General features: G+C 55.7%; 21 protein-coding genes. 6 read left to right on the top strand and 15 right to left on the bottom strand.

What is annotated here, in order from left to right:
- Window positions 1–6: 6 nt before the first annotated feature.
- From EKL30_RS13160 to EKL30_RS13140, 5 genes are read right to left on the bottom strand one after another with little or no spacing between them, the layout of a single operon-like run.
- Entirely contained in the window at window positions 7–741 is a 735-nt protein-coding gene (locus EKL30_RS13160) for a CoA-transferase subunit beta (RefSeq protein WP_126707696.1), read from the bottom strand.
- On the bottom strand, window positions 738–1,574 hold the full coding sequence (locus tag EKL30_RS13155) for a CoA transferase subunit A (protein WP_126707695.1): 837 nt from the start codon (window positions 1,572–1,574) through the stop codon (window positions 738–740). Before EKL30_RS13155 ends, EKL30_RS13160 begins: the two co-directional genes overlap by 4 nt.
- 21 nt (window positions 1,575–1,595) lie before the next feature.
- On the bottom strand, window positions 1,596–2,315 hold the full coding sequence (locus tag EKL30_RS13150) for an enoyl-CoA hydratase/isomerase family protein (protein WP_126707694.1): 720 nt from the start codon (window positions 2,313–2,315) through the stop codon (window positions 1,596–1,598).
- On the bottom strand, window positions 2,308–3,486 hold the full coding sequence (locus tag EKL30_RS13145) for a CaiB/BaiF CoA-transferase family protein (protein WP_126707693.1): 1,179 nt from the start codon (window positions 3,484–3,486) through the stop codon (window positions 2,308–2,310). Before EKL30_RS13145 ends, EKL30_RS13150 begins: the two co-directional genes overlap by 8 nt.
- A 17-nt stretch (window positions 3,487–3,503) precedes the next feature.
- A complete protein-coding gene (locus EKL30_RS13140) occupies window positions 3,504–4,274 on the bottom strand; it encodes an IclR family transcriptional regulator (RefSeq protein WP_255414693.1) in 771 nt (256 codons plus the stop codon).
- Window positions 4,275–4,564: 290 nt separating this feature from the next.
- Between EKL30_RS13140 and EKL30_RS13135 the strand changes: the two genes are divergently transcribed.
- Window positions 4,565–5,533 carry a tripartite tricarboxylate transporter substrate binding protein gene (locus EKL30_RS13135; protein ID WP_126707692.1) on the top strand — a complete coding sequence of 323 codons (969 nt, stop codon included), beginning with the start codon at window positions 4,565–4,567 and terminating at the stop codon, window positions 5,531–5,533.
- Between the two features lie 66 nt (window positions 5,534–5,599).
- Window positions 5,600–7,156 carry an FAD/NAD(P)-binding protein gene (locus tag EKL30_RS13130; RefSeq protein WP_126707691.1) on the top strand — a complete coding sequence of 519 codons (1,557 nt, stop codon included), beginning with the start codon at window positions 5,600–5,602 and terminating at the stop codon, window positions 7,154–7,156.
- A gap of 91 nt (window positions 7,157–7,247) precedes the next feature.
- Here the strand turns inward: EKL30_RS13130 and EKL30_RS13125 are convergent, their stop codons facing one another.
- From EKL30_RS13125 to EKL30_RS13105, 5 genes are all read right to left on the bottom strand, one after another.
- Window positions 7,248–8,234, bottom strand: a complete 987-nt coding sequence (locus EKL30_RS13125) for a tripartite tricarboxylate transporter substrate binding protein (protein ID WP_126707690.1) — start codon at window positions 8,232–8,234, stop codon at window positions 7,248–7,250.
- Window positions 8,235–8,272: 38 nt separating this feature from the next.
- Window positions 8,273–9,421, bottom strand: coding sequence for a mandelate racemase/muconate lactonizing enzyme family protein (locus EKL30_RS13120; protein WP_126707689.1), 1,149 nt, complete (start codon window positions 9,419–9,421; stop codon window positions 8,273–8,275).
- Window positions 9,418–10,416: a hydroxyacid dehydrogenase gene (locus EKL30_RS13115; RefSeq protein WP_126707688.1), complete on the bottom strand. Its 999-nt coding sequence runs from the start codon at window positions 10,414–10,416 to the stop codon at window positions 9,418–9,420. Before EKL30_RS13115 ends, EKL30_RS13120 begins: the two co-directional genes overlap by 4 nt.
- Window positions 10,417–10,438: 22 nt before the next feature.
- A complete protein-coding gene (locus EKL30_RS13110; protein ID WP_126707687.1) occupies window positions 10,439–11,353 on the bottom strand; it encodes an NAD(P)-dependent oxidoreductase in 915 nt (304 codons plus the stop codon).
- A gap of 137 nt (window positions 11,354–11,490) precedes the next feature.
- Window positions 11,491–12,471 carry a D-glycerate dehydrogenase gene (locus EKL30_RS13105; RefSeq protein WP_126707686.1) on the bottom strand — a complete coding sequence of 327 codons (981 nt, stop codon included), beginning with the start codon at window positions 12,469–12,471 and terminating at the stop codon, window positions 11,491–11,493.
- A 76-nt stretch (window positions 12,472–12,547) separates the two neighbouring features.
- On the opposite strand from EKL30_RS13105, the gene EKL30_RS13100 reads away from it, so the two are divergent.
- Entirely contained in the window at window positions 12,548–13,369 is an 822-nt protein-coding gene (locus EKL30_RS13100) for a FadR/GntR family transcriptional regulator (RefSeq protein WP_233583097.1), read from the top strand.
- Between the two features lies 1 nt (window position 13,370).
- On the opposite strand, the gene EKL30_RS13095 is transcribed toward EKL30_RS13100, so the two are convergent.
- From EKL30_RS13095 to EKL30_RS13080, 4 genes are all read right to left on the bottom strand, one after another.
- Window positions 13,371–14,480 (bottom strand): enolase C-terminal domain-like protein, encoded by a 1,110-nt coding sequence (locus tag EKL30_RS13095; protein WP_126707685.1) that lies wholly within the window; start codon window positions 14,478–14,480, stop codon window positions 13,371–13,373.
- Between the two features lie 265 nt (window positions 14,481–14,745).
- Complete coding sequence (locus EKL30_RS13090; protein ID WP_126707684.1) at window positions 14,746–15,135, bottom strand: nucleotide pyrophosphohydrolase; 390 nt, start codon at window positions 15,133–15,135, stop codon at window positions 14,746–14,748.
- 383 nt (window positions 15,136–15,518) lie between these two features.
- The gene (locus EKL30_RS13085; RefSeq protein ID WP_126707683.1) at window positions 15,519–15,698 is read right to left on the bottom strand and encodes a hypothetical protein; all 180 of its coding nucleotides are present in this window, start codon (window positions 15,696–15,698) and stop codon (window positions 15,519–15,521) included.
- Window positions 15,699–15,878: 180 nt separating this feature from the next.
- Window positions 15,879–16,580: a peptidoglycan DD-metalloendopeptidase family protein gene (locus tag EKL30_RS13080; protein WP_126707682.1), complete on the bottom strand. Its 702-nt coding sequence runs from the start codon at window positions 16,578–16,580 to the stop codon at window positions 15,879–15,881.
- A 503-nt stretch (window positions 16,581–17,083) separates the two neighbouring features.
- Between EKL30_RS13080 and EKL30_RS13075 the strand changes: the two genes are divergently transcribed.
- Window positions 17,084–17,530 carry a carboxymuconolactone decarboxylase family protein gene (locus EKL30_RS13075; protein WP_126707681.1) on the top strand — a complete coding sequence of 149 codons (447 nt, stop codon included), beginning with the start codon at window positions 17,084–17,086 and terminating at the stop codon, window positions 17,528–17,530.
- A gap of 6 nt (window positions 17,531–17,536) precedes the next feature.
- Window positions 17,537–18,454 carry a sigma-70 family RNA polymerase sigma factor gene (locus EKL30_RS13070; protein ID WP_126707680.1) on the top strand — a complete coding sequence of 306 codons (918 nt, stop codon included), beginning with the start codon at window positions 17,537–17,539 and terminating at the stop codon, window positions 18,452–18,454.
- Window positions 18,455–18,505: 51 nt separating this feature from the next.
- On the opposite strand, the gene EKL30_RS13065 is transcribed toward EKL30_RS13070, so the two are convergent.
- The gene (locus EKL30_RS13065; protein WP_126707679.1) at window positions 18,506–19,681 is read right to left on the bottom strand and encodes a LysR substrate-binding domain-containing protein; all 1,176 of its coding nucleotides are present in this window, start codon (window positions 19,679–19,681) and stop codon (window positions 18,506–18,508) included.
- 178 nt (window positions 19,682–19,859) lie between these two features.
- On the opposite strand from EKL30_RS13065, the gene EKL30_RS13060 reads away from it, so the two are divergent.
- Window positions 19,860–20,675, top strand: coding sequence for a transporter substrate-binding domain-containing protein (locus EKL30_RS13060; protein ID WP_126707678.1), 816 nt, complete (start codon window positions 19,860–19,862; stop codon window positions 20,673–20,675).
- Window positions 20,676–20,683: the final 8 nt, after the last annotated feature.

Raw genomic sequence — 20,683 nt, 5'->3', positions numbered from 1 at the left:
TATTTCCTATCGCAGGGTGACAGCGGCGTCGTGTTCGAAGGCTCGCTCGGGGTCAAGCGCTGCAAGCGCGGCAATTTCGCGTTCCGTTGGCAGCTCGGTCGGTTTGGCATCGGCGTGCTCAAACGCAAAACCCGTACGTGCCTTCACTTCTTCAAGGCTGGATTCGGGATGCCATGATTGCAGGGCAAGGCGGTTATCCTTCTTGATAAACACCGCGATGGGCGTAACAACGCCATGAAAGCCGCCCCATGATGTACGGAAATGCAATTGTTCGACAAAGGTTCGGGGGGAATGCTCGGTGCGCCAGGTACAAGAGCGCCGCGCTGTGGGTAACATTACCGCGCCGCCTCCACCACCGGGTAGCCGCACCTTAGGCTGATGCCAGTTGCCAATGACGGAGTTATTGGCGTTGCCCTCGCCGTCGATTTGTGCGGCACCAAGGAAGGTGAGATCCATGCGGCCTCGGCAACACAAGTCGTAGAAGTCTTCGTTGTCGAAAATCGATGCCGTATGTTCCGCTAGCGCCGGGTCGGAACTGGAGATCGGTATCGTTGAGGGGCGCGGGTCGACGCCGCCCGCCACGTTGATATAGACGAAGTCCCAATCGTAGGCATTCTTGGCCATCAGGCAGGCTAGCATCGGCATCGTTGAGTTGACGCCGCTGAATGTAATTTCGTTTGGCCGGATGAAGCGGGCCAAGTTCGTGACAATATAGGAAAACGGACTCCAGTTCGGGCTCATTCGACATGCTCCTGCAAGGCTTCGGGGGCGGCGTTCAGATGCGCCTGCAGCGCTTCCGGGCCGGATTCAAGGTATCTTTCCACGGCGGGATAATCGATCTGATATTCTGGTGAGCACGAACCCGGCCATGCCCCATTCGGCACCACGGCGTAGGCCTGCACCATGAAGTATGGAATCAGCGTGACTTCGGGCTGTTTCTCGAATACGTCGGTGTCGACGATACGTTCGGCCACTATCATCACGCTCTTGGCGGCGCGGCTCATAATACGATCCCAATGCGACGTGCCCAGCACGCGTACATTGCCCTGCCTGTCGACTTCGTTGGCATGGATGACGGCAAAATCCGGCTGAATTGCTGGAATCACCCAGACCGGGTCACCCTTTTCGTAGGGGTCGTCGAGCTGCTTCCATCCGTTCAGTTCACTGAGATGGCTGCCGTGAATACCAGCGCAAGGCTGGAATGGAATGCCAAATGCCGCGGCACGAAGCCCCGCCGTCAGCGTGGCGCAAGCATGCTCCTCGAGCTTCAGGGCGCCGGTCTCGACAGCCTTGCGGTAGTGGGGGGCTAGGCCGAAGTTCCCTTCCATGGCAACGATGCCGGTTCGGGCCCGGCTTGCCACCCCTGCCCGGCAGAGGAGGTCAATGTCATAGCCAGGTGATTGTTTGATGATCTCTAAATCGGACTTCTGCTGGCGCACGAGTTCTCGCACAAGGGCGAAGGGGCCGCGATGCAGGAAGCTGCCACCTAAGGCCACCGAGGCGCCGTTCGGGATAAGTGCTGCCAGCTCCTGTATCGATATCTGCTTGTCTTTCTGGTTGAATCCGGACGACATGGTTTTCTCCTAGTGTGGGGGTTAGTCCCCCAGATATTCCTTGATGCGTACTTTGAACTGCGGCCTGGATGCAGAGCGCACGAGCGCGGCCATGTCGGCGTCGGCGTCGCCCATATCAAGCGCTTGATAGAGGCTGGCGCGTGTCTCGCGATCAAGCGCGACTGCCATTTGCCGGGCCTGGGCCAGCGGGTCTTGCCAATCGGCATCAACCGCGATTTGGTGCACAAAACCAATGCGCAACGCCTCTTGGGCCTCGAAGCTGCGCGCCGTCCCGAGGATGGACAGCGCATTGTCGGCGCCCACAATAGTACGAAAGCGCCTGGTGCCCAATATCAGGCCGAACTTCAGTCCTGGCATCCGGAAACTGGTGTCCGGCGTGCAGTGGCGCTGTTTGCACGCGGCGAACAGATCCACACCCGCACCGAAATTGCGCCCATGAGCCAAGGCTACCGTGAGCGCTGGTGAGCCCGCAACGAGTTGCAAAAGGTGTTCGATGCGAACCATTCGTAGGACGAGATCGCCCTCGCTCTGGTCTTCGTAGCCAGTAAAGTCGAAGCCGGCGCTCAGGTTTTTACCTTCTCCGCGAAAGACGAGTAATGGCACATTTTCGGCGTGTGCACTGTCGACGCCTTCGATCAATGCCTCGACCAGATCAGCAGACAGGGCATTGCGTTTTTCGGGACGGTTCAGAATGAATGACCAGCAGTTTGGCTCGCGTTCTATCTTCAGTTGCTCACTCATTGTCCACTCGCTCCGTCGTGCGCGCTTTCTGTAATTCGCTCAGCACTTCCTGATTGTGTTCGCCAAGCTCCGGTGGGCGGCGCAGTATGCCTGCGGTCCGCGAATCGAAGCGTACCGGCGACAAAAAGGTGCGCGTGACTGCGCCATTGGGGAGCTCAAGCGGTTGCACCCACTCCATGTGATCGACCTGGGGGTCGGCCAGAACGTCAGAATAATTGTTGATGGGTGCGCAAGGGACCCCCGCTGCTCGGAAGCGAGCCAGCCAAGTTTCCGCATCGTGCGAAATGAAGATGTCCTCGAGAATATCGCGCAGGGCATCTTGGTTAGCGGCGCGGTCTGTGGTGTTGACGAAGGATTCGTTCTGAAAGAGATCTTCGCGGCCGACCACGGCGCACACGGCTTTCCAAAGGGAATTGTTGCCCGCTGCCATGCCAAAATAGCCATCCTTGCAGCGAAAGACTTGGTAGGGAGCGTTGCGGGGATGGGCAGAGCCAAGCTTGACCGGATCTTCACCGGTGCCAAAAAACTGAGAGGTTTGGAGTGCGGCAATCCCCAGCGTAGCGCCCAGCATCGAGACGTCGATATGCGTACCCTCGCCGTCTGCTTCCGCCTTGCGTAGCGCCGTTGACACCGAAAACGCGGCATATAGACCCGCCGTAAAATCGCATACCGGCACACCGCATTTGACGGGTGCTCCACCAGGTTCGCCTGTGACGCTCATCAGGCCGCTCATGGCTTGCAAGGTAAGATCGAAGCCGCCTTCCTGACTACGCGGGCCGCTTTGGCCATACGCAGAGATCGAGCAGTAAACCAAGCGCGGATTGAGCGCTCGCATGGCGCTATAGCCCAGCCCGAGGCGGTTCATCACACCGGGCCGGTTATTTTCGATCAATACGTCGGCTTGGGATATTAATTCCACGGCGAGCTGGCGATCGTTTTCATCCTTCAGGTTGAGCGTCACGGACCGCTTATTGCGATTCAGTGACGCAAAGTTTTCACTATAACCATCCGTAATGGGCGACCAGCTGCGCAACGTGTCGCCTGTATCGGGTGACTCGATCTTGACCACATCTGCGCCCATGTCGGCCAATAGCATCCCGCAGAACGGACCCGCTGCTACGTTGCAGATTTCGATAACCCGTACGCCCTTGAGTGTTGATTCTTGATTCATTTGTTCTCCTGCTGGATTCAGACAGTGATGCCGAAGTAGCCGCCGCGGTAGCCCATATGGGCCGAAAGCTGCCTGGCGGTGTTTTGTACGAGGGGGGCGTATTCCGCCATTTTTTGCGTGGTGAGCCGCTCGAGCGGGCCCGAGATTCCAAGGGCGGCGACGACTTTGTCCAGACCGTTGAACACCGGCGCTGCAATGCCGCCAATACCCAGGCGCCACTCGCCCCGATTTATGGCATAGCCGATGCGGGCAACGTCAGCTAATTCTTGCTTGAGCGCCGCCAATGACACGTGAGTGTCTTCGGTGTGTTTGCGAATGGCTTCGGCGTAATGCTCGATGTAGTCCGGGGTTTGGAAGGCAAGCAGGGCCTTGCCGGTAGCCACCGCATAGGCGGGAGCCCGACCCCCCACCGTTGAATACGCTAATAACGGCTGCGGACTGTCAATTTTGTCGATGTAGACGACGTCCAAACCGTCGAGGACGGATAGGTGAACGGTTTCGCCCGTCTTGGGCGCGAGCTCGCGCATGAAGGGCGGCGCCATGCGCCGGACGTCCATATTTGCCAATTGCCGGGCGCCAAGCTCGAACATTTTAAGCGTGCACACATAGGCCCCTGTGCTGGCGTCGCGGCGCACATAACCGGCGTGCGCCAGTGACTGCAAGGTGCGATGCGTATTGCTGCGTGTCAACCCAACCTCGACTGCGATTTGCTCAAGGGTATGAGCTTCGCCATCGAGACGGCTGATGGTTTCGAGAACCATAAGGCCTTTGAGTAAGGTTTTGTCCACGTGTTTCCTATATGTTGGTATTTCAATCGTTTAATTTTACATGTTTTTCGCTTGCCGCTGAATCAAGTTTTGTCCGAGATGGTGTGGCGTGGGGTAAAGCCCCTCATGATTCATTCGAATATTCCCTTCAGCGTGCATAGAGAAATGGACCGGGCTTTGCATGATGAAAAGCGACTGCCCGAAAAAATTCCTGTCTCTGCCGTGTTCAAAACCATGGTATATATGTCTCCATGATAAATCAAATAATAGAAACAACGTCCTATATATTAGGAAATACTAAGGAGATAGTTATGAAAAAAGGTATCCAACGCTTTTTTGCCGGCGTTGCGCTGGCCGCGACGACGTCTATCGCAGCAGCCAGTTCCTGGCCCGTATCGCCAGTTCGAATGATTGTTCCGTATCCTCCAGGTGGTGCAACCGATTTTTCTGCGCGGGTATACGGGGCGGAACTCAGCAAAATCTTGGGCCAGCCTGTCGTTGTCGAGAACAAGGCGGGCGCTGCAGGCGAAATCGGCGCGCAGTTTGTCGCCACTGCGCAGCCAGACGGCTACACCCTGTTGCTTGGGGCATTGGGTAGCTTGGCCATTAACTCGCTTCTCCCATCAAAGAAGCAGCAGTACGCGTTCCCTACCGCTTTTGAAGGCATCTCGTTGGCCACGTCCACCCCGTTGGCTATCGCTGTCAGGACCGGCCTTCCTGTCAACAACGTCCAAGAACTCATCGCTCTCGCGAAAAAGAATAAAGGCCAGCTCACGTACGCATCTGCAGGATACGGCTCGTCACAGCACATGGTGGGCGAGAAATTTCAGTTGGCGACAGGCATTACATTGCTGCACGTGCCCTACAAGGGCAGCGGACCTGCACTCCAGGATTTGATGGGCGGACAGGTGGATATGGTGTTCGAGACCATGCCGACGCTGATGGGCAACGTAAAGAGCGAAAAGCTTCGCTTTATCGGCGTCACCACCAAGGAGCGGGCCAAATCCTTACCCGATGTCGCCACGCTGCACGAACAGGGCGTGACGGACTTCGACATCAATACGCGTTACGTATTGCTTGCGCCTAAGGGCACACCCAAAGAGATTCTCGTGAAGTTGTCGGACGCAATGAAGCAGGCCGCGCAGGTGCCGGCTGTCCAGGAGGCCATGGCAGGGCAGGGGGCGATTGCCGTACCTTCTTCGCCTGACGGCACCAACGCTGCGCTTTCTGCTGAAGTCACCATCTGGGCCGACGTCGTCCGCAACGCCGACCTCAAGTAAGCGCGCGCGCTGCGAGATGATCCGCGATCGTGCGCCGCAGTGCGGCGCACACCCTCTGGAGCTCTAATGAAAATAGTCTCAGACTTGGCCATCGTAGGGGGCGGGTCTACTGCCACGTCATTTATTGCACAGCTTATCGCGCTGCTTGAGCAGGCGGGGATCAACTCGCCTTTACACGTGCGGGTCTTCGAGCCTCTCTCGCGAGTCGGCCCGGGAGAGCCGTATGCAGAAGATCTTCCTACGAACCTGCTCAATGTTCCAGCAGGCAAGATGTCAGCCTACGCTGAGGACCGTGAACATTTCTTCAAATGGCTCAAAGTAAAGGGGCCGAGCACTTGGCAGCGGTATGGCATCACCGAAATTGACCCCACTGCCTTTTTACCCCGGCCCCTGTTTGGCGAGTATCTGGGTGATGTGTGGGCCGACCTTAACGCACGGGCTGCGCAGATTGGTATCGGAATTCATCAGGTTCGCACACGCGTCAACAGTGTCGACCTTGATACGGAAGAAGGTACAGTTCTGTTGGGCACGGACGTGGGTGTCTATGTTGCACACCGTGTCGTACTGTGCAATGGCAATCTCCCGTCGACGGCTTTTGCTGGGTTAAGCGGTCGCCCTGGCTACTTTCACAACCCCTATCCAGTCACTACGCTTGCCAGCCAAATCGGGCGAAATGCAAGTGTTGCCGTGATAGGCACAAGTCTTAGCGCTGTAGACGTCATCGTGGCATTGAAGGAATCGGGCCACACCGGCTTCATGCTGGCTGCGTCTCGGAATGGGCGGCTGCCTTCTGTGCGAAGTGCCGTGTCGCCGCCCACGCCGATTTCACCACCTTGCGTCGAAGACATCATTCCTTTGGTAAAGGCGGGCAAGGATGGGCTGACGCTAGAGGACGTATTTGGCTTTCTTAAGGGGCGATTGGCGCAAGCGGGGTCCACCGTGGATCTCGACGATATCGTCGGCTATGCTCGGCCTGGCGAAGAACCTGTCGACGTGCTCATTCGCGAGATCTCGGCTTCTGCGAGCCGGCCGCGTGTCTGGCAATCGGTCGCCATTTCGCTCAATAACACCATCGAGCATGTCTGGCGTCTGTTGTCCGAAAAAGAGCGCCAGCGGTTTTATGCAGAATGGCGATCACTTTGGATGGCTCGTCGCTCCACGTTCCCCATGAGTAATGCGCTCAAAATCAAGCGCTATGCAGAGACTGGCCTACTGCACATTTCGGCCGGGTTTCAGCAATGTGTTGCTCGCCAAGGGGCGGCCGATGGATTTGAGGTACGGATTTGCGACGCAAGTGGTCAAGCGCACAGTTCTTATCTTATCGATTACGTGGTGAATGCTACGGGCTTGTCTACCAATGTCGTCACGTCAGATGATCCGATTGTGCAATCCTTGCTGACAAAGGGATTGGCAGTGTCCAACCCCTACGGAGGCTTCCAGCTCGACTTCGATTCTGGTTGCCTGATCGACGCCAAGGGTGCGATTGTCGAAAATATCAGTCTGATCGGCAGCCTCGCAGGGGGGACTTATTTTTGGACGACATCTCTGGATGTGAATGCCCGCTTGGCCTTGGATCAGGCAAGGCGAATTGTCGGCAAGCTAACTGCAGCATGCGGAGGCTAGTTGATAACCCGATTGTTGCTCGACGCTGCGGAACACGCTCATACACGTCGGTGCCTATTTGCCGCAAGCGTCGAGCAGGAACAATTAGAAATTACTCAATCTTGATCCCCGCACGATCGATGACTCCCGTCCATTTCTTCACTTCGGTATTGACCAAGGTCTTGAACTCCCCAGGCGTGCTCGCCACAACCTCTACTCCCTGCTTGTTGAACTTCTCGATCACATCTTTTTCGTTCAGCATTTTTACCATGCCTGCATTCACCTTTTTGATGATATCGGCGGGGGTGCCAGCTGGCGCTTGCATGCCGAACCAAACGGATACCTCATAGCCTGGCACGCCGGCCTCGGCTACCGTCGGGATCTTGGGCAGCAGGAGTGCCCGCTTATTGCCGGTTGATGCCAGGGCGTTTAATTTGCCGGCAGTGATATTGGGATAGACGTTAGGAAGGTTGTCGAACAAGACGTCGATATCTCCTGCCAGAAGTGCAGTGACCGCAGGTGCACTACCTTTGTAGGGAATGTGTGTCATCTTGGTGCCTGTCAGCTCCAAAAAGAGCTCCATGGACAAGTGATTCGAAGAACCCGAGCCAGTTGATCCGTAGTTCACCTTTCCTGGATTCTCCTTGGCGTAGTCAATGAGATCCTTGACGCTTTTGAACCTGGAATCGGCTCGTACAGTGAGAATGTTCTGCGTGCTGCCTGCCCAGATTACCGGCTCAAAATCCTTGAGGGCGTCATAAGGCATTTTGTCCCGATAGAGCCCAGGTAGAGCGGAGAACGGCAGCGGCGTAATCAGCAAGGTATAGCCGTCTGGCTTGGACTGAGCGACCATCGTGTTGCCGATCAGGGTATTGCCCCCGGGTTTGTTCTCGACGACTACCGACTGTTTCCACTCTTTGGTCAGGTATTCACTCGCCGTGCGAGCCAGCGTGTCGTTGAAGCCGCCTGGTGTATAAGGTACGACGATCCGGACCGGTTTGTTGGGATACGATTCCGCTGTATTGGCCGAAACCATGCTTGTCGATGCCAAAGCCAGGGTGATGCCACCCAGCAGGACAGTCAGCTTTTTCATGTTCATCGTCGTCTCCTCGACCCTGAGGCCGTGTTGTTATGTGTTTAGAACTTCACAACGTATCCCGGTCCATCGATCACCGGAAAATCTTCGAATATGGATTCGTCGACTTCCACGCCCAGTCCAGGGCCGGACGGCGGCTCTACGCAGCCGTCGCTGCCAATGGTGAAGGTGGGGCCGAACATGTCTCGGAATGGATTGAAGTGCGAGACGCAGGCTTCGAAATATCCGGCGTTCTCTGTTGCCGCCAAAAAGTGCAGTGTCGCGGCATGGTTCAGGCCGGTCGCTGAACTGTGTGCATTGATCGGGATGCGAAAGGCCGATGCCATGGCGGCGATTCGTACGGCTTCGGTAATGCCTCCGGTCTTCGATAAATCCGGCTGCCAAACCTGTACGGCACCCGCCTCAAGCATTTGGGCGAACTCGAAGCGCATGAAGTGATTCTCGCCGGCGGCCAAAGGTACCAGTGGCGTAATCTTGGAAGCTTCGCGATACGAGGCGAAATCATTACATGCAAACGGTTCCTCTAGCCAACCAGCCTGGATGTCCGCCAGCACGGGCAGCACGCGACGCGCCTGTGCAATCGTATAAGCGGTGTTTGCATCGGTCAGAATGTCGATGTCGTCACCCACTGTTTTGCGAACGTGCAAGCAACGTGCAATATCATCCTTGACCGTATCACCGATACGCAGTTTGATGGCTCGATAGCCCCGTTCGATGTATGACTGCGCTTCTTCGGCCAGAGCCTGCGCAGGCTGGTAGCCAAGCGCGATGCCGCCCGCATATGCCGGTAGCCGTCTGCGGGACCCGCCAAGTAATTCATACAACGGCATGTTGGCGGCTTTGCCACGAATGTCCCATAAGGCCATGTCGATACCGGACAAGGCAAGCGCAGCGCCAGCCCCCAGGCCGTGGCTTGAGAATTGCATGCGGTGCACACGTTGCCAGGCACCGACGACGTCGGTGGCGGACATGCCGACCAGCAGGGGCGAGAGCGTATTGTGAATGTGACTGACAATGGCGCCAGGGCTGCGGCCTGGATGCGATTCGCCGTAACCGGTGATGCCTTCGGACGTCTCGACGCGAACGATGATGGCATCGCGCTTCAAGGTGCTGCCAACGCCCATGGTGACGGTCTTGCCTTCAGGCAATCGAAAGGAAAGGGGGATGGCGGTGATGCGCGTTATTTTCATTGAATATCCTTTACTGCGTAGCATTCACGGTTGACAACATTTTCGGGCCGTTCGCCTCGAAGCAGCGCCAGCTGGGTCTCTACGGCCATCAGGCCCATTGCTCGCTCCGCATCCTGAGTGGTTCCAGCAAGGTGAGGAGTGAGCAACACGCGTGGATGGTTGCGCAGCCTGCTGTCCATGGGTAGCGGCTGGGTGGCGAATACGTCTAGCGCGGCACCTGCAAGCTGGCCGGCTTCCAGCGCCTGGATAAGATCAGTTTCATTGATCACCGCGCCTCGGGCGACATTGATCAGCACCAGGCCCGGTTTTGCATGCGAGAGAACGCTACTATTGACCATGCCACGCGTTTGTTCAGTTAGCGGGCAAGCCAGTACGATGAAGTCACTTCGTGCAAATAGGTCGTCGAGCGTAAGTGCGGGAACCCCAGCAGGCAGACGGGAAGGGCTGCGTGTATGGGCCGCAACGCCCATGCCGAAACCGTTGGCGGCGATCTCGGCAATTCGCTTTCCGATAGCGCCAAAGCCTACGATGCCTATCGCCCTTCCCCTGAGTTCGAACGTTGTCGAGGCAGCGCTTTTTCTTTCATTCCAATTGCCCTGACGCACCTGATGGTCGAAGAACCTGAAACGGCGCGCACTTTCCAGCATGGCGGTGATGGCGTACTCAGCAACGGCGTTCGCATTGACTTCGGGAGTATTTGCGACGGGCAGGCCGTGTCGTGTCGCACTGTCGACCGGAATGAAGTCCAGGCCGACACCGTGGCGGACGATTCCGCGCAATGCGTTGGGACCGTCGAAGAGGTCGGCGGGCAACTGCCGGCGAACGATGAGGCCTTGTGCTTCCGTGATCTCATTGCGCAGTACTCGTGCGGCGGCAGTTGCATCCAGACTGGCGTCCAGGACCACCACTGTTGCGGCATCCGCCAGGATGGCATGCGCCTTGGGATGAATGGCGTCGGTAAGCACCACTTTGGGCCGAGTATCGATATTAATCATAGTTAGATCAGGCATCACACCGTTATTGTTTGTTGGTCGCGGTCTCAAGGGCCGGCGGAGTTGAAAGATGGTCAATCAGCGTGGGTACCGGGGAATGTTCAAGCCCAGCCTGTGCGGCCTCGGCGTATAGCGCCTTAATGGCAAGGGCGAGGGTGCCATGGGCGCCTTGTTCCTCGGCCATCGTGCAGTAGTAGCCCATATCCTTCAATGCGTTGGACACTGAAAAACGGAAACCCGAGGGGTCGTCGGATTCGATGTAGGGACGCAGCCGATTCAGCACAACGCCTCCGCCACCGCCGGCGGCCAAAATATCGCAGAATGTTTTCGGGTCGGTGCCGGTCAGGCGTGCGCATGCGGCTGCCTCGGCGAGTACCGCCGAAAATCCCAGCGACACATAGTTGTGCAGCAGTTTCATTTGGTGGCCCGAACCGACCCCGCCTGCGTAGGCAATATTCTCGGCGTAGCTCTGGAGAACGGGCAGGCAGTTTTCGTACACCTGGCGGTCGCCGCCTACTAGTAGGTTCAGCCGGCCCTCGGCGGCTTCCTTCGGCGTGCGGGTCATTGGCGCGTCCAGGAAGTACCCGCCTGCGTCCTGAATCGCTTTGGCGATCTTGAGCGTGGAGGAAGGTATGGCGGTAGAGCAGTCGATGACCGTGCTGCCTGGCCTTAGACCCTCGATTACGCCCCCTTTCTGGAATAGGACTGCCTCGACCTGGGGAGAACCTGTGACGCAGAGGATGAGTATGTCAACCTTGGCGGCCAGTTCCGCTGGCTGCGAACTGACCTTGACTCCAGCGGCGAGCAGCGCATCCAAAGGCTGATTGCCCGGATGATCGAGTACGGTCAGTGGAAAGCCGTTACGTAAAAGGCTGGCGGCAATACCGGAGCCCATCAAGCCTACGCCGATCAGGCCGATATTCGGTTTTTGTTCAGTCATGGAGATCTCCTCGTTTAGTTTCGATTTTCTTTTCTATGGCCTGCAGAGGCCGCCCATGTGCCGCCTATGAACCACTGTTGACGGAATAATGAAGATGGTTTCGGGTTCAGCAGCTGGCCTCGAGTGACGATGAAGTTTTAGCGCGGGATGAGCACGTTGCTTGGTGTGCGGCCTTGATAGAGAGCGTCCAGGCCGTCCACCAGCAGCATGCCCATGGCGTCGCGGGTTTCTTGGGTAGCGCTGCCAAGGTGCGGCGAAAGAAATACATTGTCGAGCTCGCGGTAGCGTGGGTCGACATTCGGTTCGTTGGCGAAGACATCAAGGCCCGCGGCAAACACGCGACCACCTGTCAGCGCGTGTATCAGTGCATCGTCGTCCACCAATTCGCCGCGCGATATATTTACGATCACGGCGCGCGCCGGTAGACGCGCTATGCGTTCTGCGTTGATGATTCCCTTCAATTGGGCGGAACCAGGTGCCGCGATCACGAAGATATCTGCGACTTGCATCGCTTCGTCCAGATCCGCATGGTAGCTGGCACCCGCTTCCTGCTCTGGCGGAAGCCGACGCCGATTGTGATAGTGGATTTCCATGCCAAAGGCACGTGCCCGCGTAGCGATCTCTTGCCCGATGCGTCCCATGCCAAACACTACAACGCGTTTTCCTTTCAACCCTATGCCCAACAGCTGCGTGGGGCTCCAGCCTGTCCAGCTGCCGCTGCGCACCATGCGATCCGCTTCGTACCCGCGACGACATGCGTTGAGCATCAACATCATTGCGATCTCCGAGCAGGCATCGCTTAACACATCGGGGGTATGCAGCACACCGATACCCAGCTCTTGAGCTACCGCCGTATTGATGTGGTCGTAGCCCACCGAGAGCGTCGCCACATAGCGCAAGCGGGGGGATAATTGACGCAGGACGCTCTCGTTGATTTGCTCAGTGGCGCTGGCAAATAACACCTGAGAACCCTGTGCAGATTTCACGATGTCGTCTGGCGACAGAATGCTATCGTTTTCATTGATGCGTAAATCGTAGCGTTTACGTAATGCTGCTTCCACACTTTCGGTGAATCGCCGGCATAAAAACGCCCGGGGTTTCGGGCTGCTAAGGACCATATTCTGCAATGCCTCCTTTTATCCTTTGTGATACTATCAATTCATATGACAAATTTGTCAAGCAATTCTCTAGCCGATGGTATTTGTATTAAAAGGCGGCGGTTACGTCATGCAAGAAAACAAGCCAGGCGCTGAAAGAACGCTTTCAGATCGTCTCACGGATATGCTGGCCCGCGAGATACGCAGCGGCGCCTATCCCGTCAATTCGCGGCTGCCTACTGAAAAATTTATGACGGAACAGTATGGCGTGAGCCGTACCGTCGTACGGGAAGTTATTTCGCGCCTTAAGTCTGCTGGTCTCGTGGATACCCGCCAGGGTAGCGGTACTGTCGTGCTCGACCCAGCATCCAGCGACGCATTCCGCCTGGGGCGGCCTGACGAAAACCCGGCCCGCGGTGTGCTGCGAATTATTGAATTGCGCCGTGGACTGGAAGCGGAAATGGCGGCTTTGGCTGCCGAGCGGCGTACCCCGCAAGATATGCTGCGCATCAACCGGGCGCTTGCCGACATCGACAACGCCGTCCAAGCGGATGGCGACGGCGTAGAGGAAGACTTAGCCTTCCATATTGCTATTGCCCACGCCACGGGTAATCCGCATTACCCAGAACTGCTGGGCATGCTGACGCGCGCATTGAAGGACGCCATACGGGTAACGCGCGGAAATGAAGCACGCCAGGCAGAGCTCGCCGAGAACGTACGCGGCGAACATGAGGCCATCCGCGCGGCGATTGAAGCGCAGGATATCGAGGCCGCCAGGGCGGCGGCATTTCATCACATGCTCAATACCGCAAGACGCATCGAGCATGTTGATCCCGAATACTGGCAGGGCGCCAGCAGTGCGGCAGCGGGCAGGCTAGCGCGTACCCGGCTGGCGTCCGAATTAAGGAAGAGCAAGTAAATTAACTTAGCACTGCCAATTTCTTACGCGAGATAAGGTCAAAATCGATATTCGCACCGAGGCCCGGGGCGGTTGGTGCGAGCACCATGCCTTCGTTATTGACGACAATGTCCTCCGCGAGACCATATTTTTGTGCCTCATCGGGCAGAAGAACTTCGAAGAATTCCGTGTTGCGAATGGCCATGGTGACATGAAGATTGGCCACGTTATTCAGTGAATTGCCGCCGTGGTGAATTTCGAAATTCATCCCGAACGCCTCGGCAAGATGGGCAGCCTTTAATACGGTTGTTATCCCGCCTTTCACCGCTACGTCGCCGCGCAGGAAATCGGTCGCTTTTGCGGTGAGCCACGCCACATACGTATCGAGTCCCGCAATGGGATATTCCGTTGCCATGATGGGTATGTGAAGTTGTTGTTTAAGCTTCTGGTAATTGTAGATGTCCCATTCCGCCAGAGGGTCTTCGTACCAGTAGAAATTCAATTCTTGTATCGCCCTGCCGACTCGCAGCGCTTGCGGATAATCGTAGCCCCATGTTGAGTCGAGCATTAGCGTGTAGTCATCGCCCACTGCTTGGCGCACGGTTTCGCACAATCGAATATCTTCCTGCCAGTTCTGTGGTGGATGAATCTTGTAGGCGGCCCAATTCCTGGATTTGAACGAGAGTGCCTGTTCTGCGTAAGATTCGTGGTCTGGCAGTACGGCGGAACTCGCGTAGGCGGGGATGCGGTCACGGAATGAGCCGATCAGTTGGTGGATGGGGAGCCCTGCGATCTTTCCTGCAATATCCCACAAGGCAATATCAACCGCACCGATGGCACGAATACTTGCATTTCTGGCTCGTTGCCATAGTGTCTTATTTAACGCTTCCCTATCAAGAGGATTTTTGCCGATCAGCGCTGGTTTGAGGAAGTAAATAAGGCCAGGGCCATCCATGTCGGCAGGGTTGCGGGCAGACCCAAGGAAAGCGTGTCCTACCACCCCTTCGTCGGTGAAAATTTCCAACAGGCTCAGTTTGCTTTCACCGCCAAAACTGCCAGTGTGCTTTCCGTAGCTTGTCGCGGTGATGCCATCCCAAGAGAAAAGAGTCAACGTAACATCGGTAATTTTCATGAAGTTTATTTCCAGATGAGTCAGTCTTGATGTTATTTTTAACTGCTACTACTTCGTCCAATTTCCGCCTGATTCCGGACGACCGGTAAGACTTCGTCGGGGTGCTAGGCCCGCGCGTCGTTTACAACGAGCTCTGTGATTCATATCATTAATTGGTATGATGAAAACGCATCGTGAGTAAGCAGTCTAGGCAGAAACAACGCTAAAGTCTAGTTTCATTATCAGCATAGCGATCGCGTTCTGGCACGGTGGTCCCCGGCAATATTCAAAGCTCCGTGTATTTCTTACTTGAGCCTTTAGCCTTGTTCGCCGGGTATTTTTCAGCGTTTTTCTGAAGCTTTTGCTGCACAGCGTCGTTTAAGTCGACCCCCAGCACAGAGGCCAAACGAACCAGGTAAAGCAGCACATCGGCGAGCTCATCCTTAACCGCTTGGGATGTGTCAGGACTGGTGCTGGCGGCTAGCGATTGCGCCTCGGTCATCCATTGGAATATTTCGGTAAGTTCACCGACCTCGCCAGTGAGCGCCATGACCAGATTCTTAGGGGAGTGAAACTGTGTCCAGTCACGGTCTATCGCGAACTGCTCCAACGCCTTCGTCAAAGGCGTGACGTCAATAAGGGGCTCAATCTGCGAAGGGTTGTTGTGATCAGTCAAGGTTGCCTGTCTCTACGTTTATTGCTTATTTGTATGTTACTAGCTCAGGCAAATCTTATGGCTTTTCTTGTGGACCGCTGTCGACACCATCGGGCGACAAGGGCGACTTGCATCTTCCTGCTATCCGGTCGACGACTTAGGTATCGTTAATCGACGCATCAAAATAAAAGGCCTGAGCCCGGTGATATACCGGCGTCAGGCCTTAGCTCTATCTTAATAATGCCCCGTTTTTGGGCTTAGTCTATTAAGCGGCTTTTTTCAGCGATTTTTTCAGCGCTTTGATTTTGCTTTCGTGCTTCTCTACTTTATTTTCACGAGCTTTAATTTTCTGCTTGATCGATTTAACGTTCTTGGACATGGTGCTTTCCTTGCTTTTACTTGGCCTATTCAATGGATTTATGCTTACTGATAAATTCACGAATAAATAGCCTGATTTCACGAGCGGCGGTGGTATCCAGCTTTTCACATAGCTGCAAAAACTGCTCGCGCTCGACGGTGCTGATACGAATCAGCAACTGACTATCTTTCTTATTGAGCTTGGTTTTAGTGGGTTTGTCGGACATCTGAAATACTCAATAAAACTGAGCTCGAATTGAAAAGATATATGCATTGTATATGCATTTTTCGAGGAAGGCAAGGATGGCGCTATCGATTCAGCAAGGATCTACCCGTTCCCCATGATGATTGCGACGACGCTGCCGATACGATGTCGGCAGCTTTTCAGCTTGTCAATGCACGAACTTCTAAGGCAAATACCGCAGCGCATCAACCGCCTTGCCGTCGTAGCGCAGCTCAAAATACAGGTTTACCGCATTGCTTCCGGTGCTGCCCATGGTGGCGATCGTTTGGCCTTGCTTGACCTGCGCGCCTTCTTTGGCCAGTAAGGTTTGGTTATGGGCGTAAACACTTAAAAAATTAGCGTCGTGGTTCACGATCAGCATATTGCCGTAACCGCGCAAACCGTTGCCGGCGTAGACAACCTTGCCCGAAGCGGCAGCCTTCACGGGCGATCCAGCCGCGGCAGCGATATAGACCCCCTGGGTGTTAGAGGTCGACGTCCCTCGTTTTCGCTGGCCCTCTGCAGGCCAGACAAGGTCGATGGAGCGTGGCGCGGCAATTGATGGCCCCTTCACCGATGGCGTCGGGGCCGACGTTACTGCCGAGCCACCTTTCACATTCAGGACCTGCCCGACCCGAATATTGTCGCCGTCTTTCAGCTTATTCGAACGTATAAGCGAATCGACACTTTGCCCATGTTTTTGCGCAATTTGCGTAAGGGTGTCTCCCCTTACAACGCGATACTGGCCCTGGCTCAGGGGCTTGCTGGTGCCACACGAGGCCAATACTATCGCCAGACTAAGAGCCGCCAAACATCGGCCGTACGAGCGAATCGTCGATGCAAAGACAGATGGGATTTCGATAGAAGGGAATGCAACACGGTTCATGGCTTTACAGCCAACGAGAGTAAATTAATTCGATGGGTCATTAGTGAGTCATTTTAATGGGTCATTAATAATGAAAGCTTGGGCGGTTAAGCCGGCATACGTAACGTCGTAGGCCTAATGCAGTGAGAGGTCATGAACCGCATGGGATGTTTCCAGCGGGAAACGCGATAACTCAGATCGCGTGGATGGCGTATCGAGTTGACGTGGCGTCTCTGACGGCTCTTACACGGGTGGCACTGGTGATATGAGCGTGGCGGACACTAGAGTTTAAGACAATTGCGAGGCGTAATCAGCTACGCATGAGTAACGCCATATGGCAGTCGATCTTATTATGAAAGTATGTTGCCCTAAATTGCGCATGGCTGCCACGCCAGGTTGGCATGCAAATTCCAGGTCGGTGTGAAATCAAGATCGATGTCACAAATCGTGGGGCTGTCTCGTCTTACCTACGACGGGAATTAATTCCCGGCATTTCGCCCACTCACTGTCTAGAGGTAAGCTTCATGTCTCAAGCTCGACTTAACCCGCATTCTGCCGCCCCGAACGCCGTCAACGCTATGCTGGAACTGTCCAAGTTCGTGGAAAATAGCGGTTTGGAACGCTCATTGCTCGAACTGGTCAAGATACGCGCATCGCAAATCAATGGCTGCGCTTATTGCATCCATATGCACGTCAAAGACGCGCGAAAGCATGGGGAACCGGAAATGCGGCTGCATCTGCTCGCCGCCTGGCGCGAGTCCCCCCTATACTCTGCACGCGAGCGCGCCGCCCTGGCGTGGACCGAGGCCCTGACGAGGCTGCCCGACACCGCTGCGCCAGACGCAGACTATAACGAGCTCTCGCAACACTTCAGTCAGGAAGAGCAGGTCCATCTGACGCTGGCCATCACGGTCATCAACAGCTGGAACCGTATTGCGGTCGGCTTCCGGTCGCAACACTCACAGGAGTAATCGGTCATGCACGATATCGACGCTGAGCGACAAGTCGCCATCACCGACTTTGAGCCGCAACGACCGTATCTATTGGGACTCGCCTACCGGATGACTGGCTCATGGTCCGATGCGGAAGATGTCGTGCAAGACGCCTGGTTACGCTGGCAAGCGGTGAAGCACGACGAGATCGACTCACCGCGCGCCTTCTTGTCGCAAACCGTGACTCGTCTTTGCCTGGATCTGTTTAAATCCGCAAGAGCCAGGCGGGAAGAGTATGTTGGAACGTGGCTTCCCGAGCCGCTTCCTACATCCTGGGACGAGGCCGCTTTTAATCCGGATGCGCTCGCTCATGATTTGTCGCTGGCGTTCATGCTGACCCTTGAGCGTCTGTCTCCGCTGGAACGCGCCGCTTTCTTGTTAAGCGACGTATTCGATTTGTCGTTTCGGGAAATTGCCCAGACGCTGCATCGCAGCGAAGCCGCGTGTCGACAGCTTGCTGCGCGGGCGCGCAAGCGCGTACGTGAAGCACGGCCGCGTTATCGAGTAAACGAACAGGAAGGACTTCGCATTGCCGAGGCTTTCCTGCAAGCGTCGCGGGAAGGGCATCTGGAAGAACTGCGCAGTCTGCTTGCCGAAGACGCGGTGCTTCAAACCGACGGCGGCGGCAAAAAGCTTGCCACGCTCAAACCGATACTGGGCGCCTCCAAAATTGCCCGTTTCTTCGTTGGCATCGCAGCAAAGGAAGGTGGCAACGCCCAAGGAGCGCTAATAACGCAATTGAACGATATGCCCAGCATCGTGGTCATCGAAGCGGATGGCTTGCCTCGCACGATTTCGCTGGATATCCAGCATGGCAAGATCGCCGCGATTTATATCGTTCGAAACCCGGATAAGTTGCTGCACATTCAAAAACTGCTTGGCGAAGGCGGTTTGCTGGTCTAAAACTCGCGCCTCGGCCCGAGGTTCGCCCAACGCACCTACCGGTTCTAGCCGCTAAAATCGGCAGGTCTGCTTGGCAATTTCTGCCGCGGCGTAATAGAGTCCGCTCTGATGCTGCTTTAAGAAGGCCACAAAATACGTCGCCTTCGGGGGGGTGGTCGACTCAATGACCTGTAAACGGTTCTGCTTGACCAGGTCCCTAAACAGAGATCGCGGCAGGCAACTGACACCAATTCCCGACTCGATCAGGCCGGCCAGCGCGACCAGACTGTTGCTGCCGAAGATCTGTCGCGGGGCCAGACCTGCACTGGCAAACAGCCTCTGCGTAATCATTGTGAGGCCGGACTCCTTTCCTTGAATGAGCAATGGCTTGGACGCCAATGCAAACAAGCTGATCCGTTTCCGCTTACCAAAAGTGCCAGGCGCGCAGAACCAGGAAAATAACGTGCTGCCTACTTCAACGCGGTCCATCGCATCCGTTAACGAAGGCTGCGGAATGATGACGATATCCATGGTTCCCGACATGAGTTTTTCCTGTAAGGAAGTCGAGATGTCGACGTCAGGATGCAGGACGATGTGGGGATAGGCCTCTTTGAATCGTTGCACGAAATTGGGAAACCACGTCAACGCCACAAGCTCCGTCATGCCGATATGAAGGACGGTCTCAGGCGTGTTGGCGTTGGAACGGCGTGCCTTTAAGTCTGCGAATGCGGTCAGTACGGCTTCGCATAGCTCAAGCACCCGCCATCCAAACTCCGTAAGCTCGGTTTTTTGTCTCGGCGTTGAAAAAACGAGGCCTACACAGCGGGCGGTCAACTCTTGCAGCCGCCGCGATGCCGCCGCCTGAGTGATATTCAACTTATTGCCGGCCCGTACCACGCTCTCTAGCTTCATTAGCCAATAGAAAGTCTCGATTTGCTTTAGCGTGATGCTGCGGGCGTCAAAAGCCTGCGTCGACGAAAAGCGATTATCTGCTCCCCACGCAAACGCCAGAAGCTCGGAGTGACGATGCAAGACTTCGCGTGCACAACGCAACACCGCTTCGCCTTCGAGCGTTGGAATTGCCGCGCGGCGCCCCGGCTCAAAGATCGGATAGTCGAACCATTGCTCAAAGTTCATCACGTGAGCGGAGACCACTGACTGAGCCAGGCTCAGTTGCTGTGAGGCGCCGCGAAAGCTACCCGTGTCCAGTACGGCCTGCATCGCCGCCATGGTTTTAATCGTGACCATTGATACCCTTGGGATCTTAATTTATATCGCTTTTTTGCATAGTACAAGATCGAAATAAATCGCTTTATTAATTTTAGGCGACCTGCCAGAATCGGGACCAGATCGGTTCGAACAATACATGGCGAGAGCTCATTCGGCTCTACAGAAACCGGCATTTGAATTTTGGCGAGGAGCCGACATGAAATTACATGCTTTACGATGGGCTGTTTCGATTGCAACCCTGGCGGTGGCCACTTCGGTCAGCGCCGATCAGTTGGCGGATGTCAAAGCCAAGGGCACACTGGTTTGCGGGGTAATGACGAACCTTGATCCGTTCGCCTTTACCGACTCCAACACGCAGCAGCAAATGGGCTATGACATCGACTTTTGTAAAGCCGTGGCCAATCAATTGGGCGTCAAGCCCGAGCTTAAGGTTATCTCTTTTGATGCGCGTATCCCCGAGCTAAGTCAAGGACGCGTCGACCTTCTCGCGGCGGTGTTGGGTTACACCGAAGCGCGCGCAAAGCAGATCGATTACTCCGACGCCTATTTTGTCAGTATTCAAAAGATGGGTGTGCGGGCCGACAGCGGCTATAAAGTGCTTGGCGACTTGGCCGAGAAGCGGGTGGGCGCGGTGAAAGCATCGAGTACGCTGGGCATGCTGCAGCAAACGCTTCCTACTGCAAAAGTAATCAGCTATGACGACGCACCTGCCGCGTTCATGGCGCTGGTCCAAGGAAAGGTTGAAGGTTTCGGTCAATCGGAAACGCTGTTGCGCCGTTGGATCTCCAAGGCCACCGATCAGAAGGTTAATGTCATCATGCCGCCCATGGGCCAAGAGGCCTGGGGCTTAGGCTTGCGCAAGAATGAACCTGCCTTCCGTGTTGCGGTGAACGACGCCTTGGCAAAAATGGAAGCCTCGGGTGAATCGGCGCAAATCTTTGAGCGTTGGTTGGGCAAAGACAGCATCTTCAAAATGGACCGGGAATTCAAAACCAGGCCCATCACGCAATAACGCACCCG

The organism is Candidimonas sp. SYP-B2681 (genome assembly GCF_003971065.1).
Lineage (GTDB): Bacteria > Pseudomonadota > Gammaproteobacteria > Burkholderiales > Burkholderiaceae_B > Pollutimonas.
Note: the sequence above shows the minus strand (reverse complement) of the source record. Positions and strands in the feature narration are given on the sequence as shown.

Excerpts from the sequence above, each read along its gene's own strand:
- EKL30_RS13145 (WP_126707693.1), bottom strand. The coding sequence starts at position 3,486 with ATGAATCAAGAATCAACACTCAAGGGCGTACGGGTTATCGAAATCTGC.
- EKL30_RS13120 (WP_126707689.1), bottom strand. The coding sequence starts at position 9,421 with ATGAAAATAACGCGCATCACCGCCATCCCCCTTTCCTTTCGATTGCCT.
- EKL30_RS13135 (WP_126707692.1), top strand. The coding sequence starts at position 4,565 with ATGAAAAAAGGTATCCAACGCTTTTTTGCCGGCGTTGCGCTGGCCGCG.
- EKL30_RS13115 (WP_126707688.1), bottom strand. The coding sequence starts at position 10,416 with ATGATTAATATCGATACTCGGCCCAAAGTGGTGCTTACCGACGCCATT.
- EKL30_RS13065 (WP_126707679.1), bottom strand. The coding sequence starts at position 19,681 with ATGGTCACGATTAAAACCATGGCGGCGATGCAGGCCGTACTGGACACG.
- EKL30_RS13160 (WP_126707696.1), bottom strand. The coding sequence starts at position 741 with ATGAGCCCGAACTGGAGTCCGTTTTCCTATATTGTCACGAACTTGGCC.
- EKL30_RS13095 (WP_126707685.1), bottom strand. The coding sequence starts at position 14,480 with ATGAAAATTACCGATGTTACGTTGACTCTTTTCTCTTGGGATGGCATC.
- EKL30_RS13070 (WP_126707680.1), top strand. The coding sequence starts at position 17,537 with ATGCACGATATCGACGCTGAGCGACAAGTCGCCATCACCGACTTTGAG.
- EKL30_RS13085 (WP_126707683.1), bottom strand. The coding sequence starts at position 15,698 with ATGTCCGACAAACCCACTAAAACCAAGCTCAATAAGAAAGATAGTCAG.
- EKL30_RS13080 (WP_126707682.1), bottom strand. The coding sequence starts at position 16,580 with ATGAACCGTGTTGCATTCCCTTCTATCGAAATCCCATCTGTCTTTGCA.
- EKL30_RS13110 (WP_126707687.1), bottom strand. The coding sequence starts at position 11,353 with ATGACTGAACAAAAACCGAATATCGGCCTGATCGGCGTAGGCTTGATG.
- EKL30_RS13130 (WP_126707691.1), top strand. The coding sequence starts at position 5,600 with ATGAAAATAGTCTCAGACTTGGCCATCGTAGGGGGCGGGTCTACTGCC.
- EKL30_RS13075 (WP_126707681.1), top strand. The coding sequence starts at position 17,084 with ATGTCTCAAGCTCGACTTAACCCGCATTCTGCCGCCCCGAACGCCGTC.
- EKL30_RS13150 (WP_126707694.1), bottom strand. The coding sequence starts at position 2,315 with ATGAGTGAGCAACTGAAGATAGAACGCGAGCCAAACTGCTGGTCATTC.
- EKL30_RS13100 (WP_233583097.1), top strand. The coding sequence starts at position 12,548 with ATGGTATTTGTATTAAAAGGCGGCGGTTACGTCATGCAAGAAAACAAG.
- EKL30_RS13155 (WP_126707695.1), bottom strand. The coding sequence starts at position 1,574 with ATGTCGTCCGGATTCAACCAGAAAGACAAGCAGATATCGATACAGGAG.
- EKL30_RS13105 (WP_126707686.1), bottom strand. The coding sequence starts at position 12,471 with ATGGTCCTTAGCAGCCCGAAACCCCGGGCGTTTTTATGCCGGCGATTC.
- EKL30_RS13060 (WP_126707678.1), top strand. The coding sequence starts at position 19,860 with ATGAAATTACATGCTTTACGATGGGCTGTTTCGATTGCAACCCTGGCG.
- EKL30_RS13125 (WP_126707690.1), bottom strand. The coding sequence starts at position 8,234 with ATGAACATGAAAAAGCTGACTGTCCTGCTGGGTGGCATCACCCTGGCT.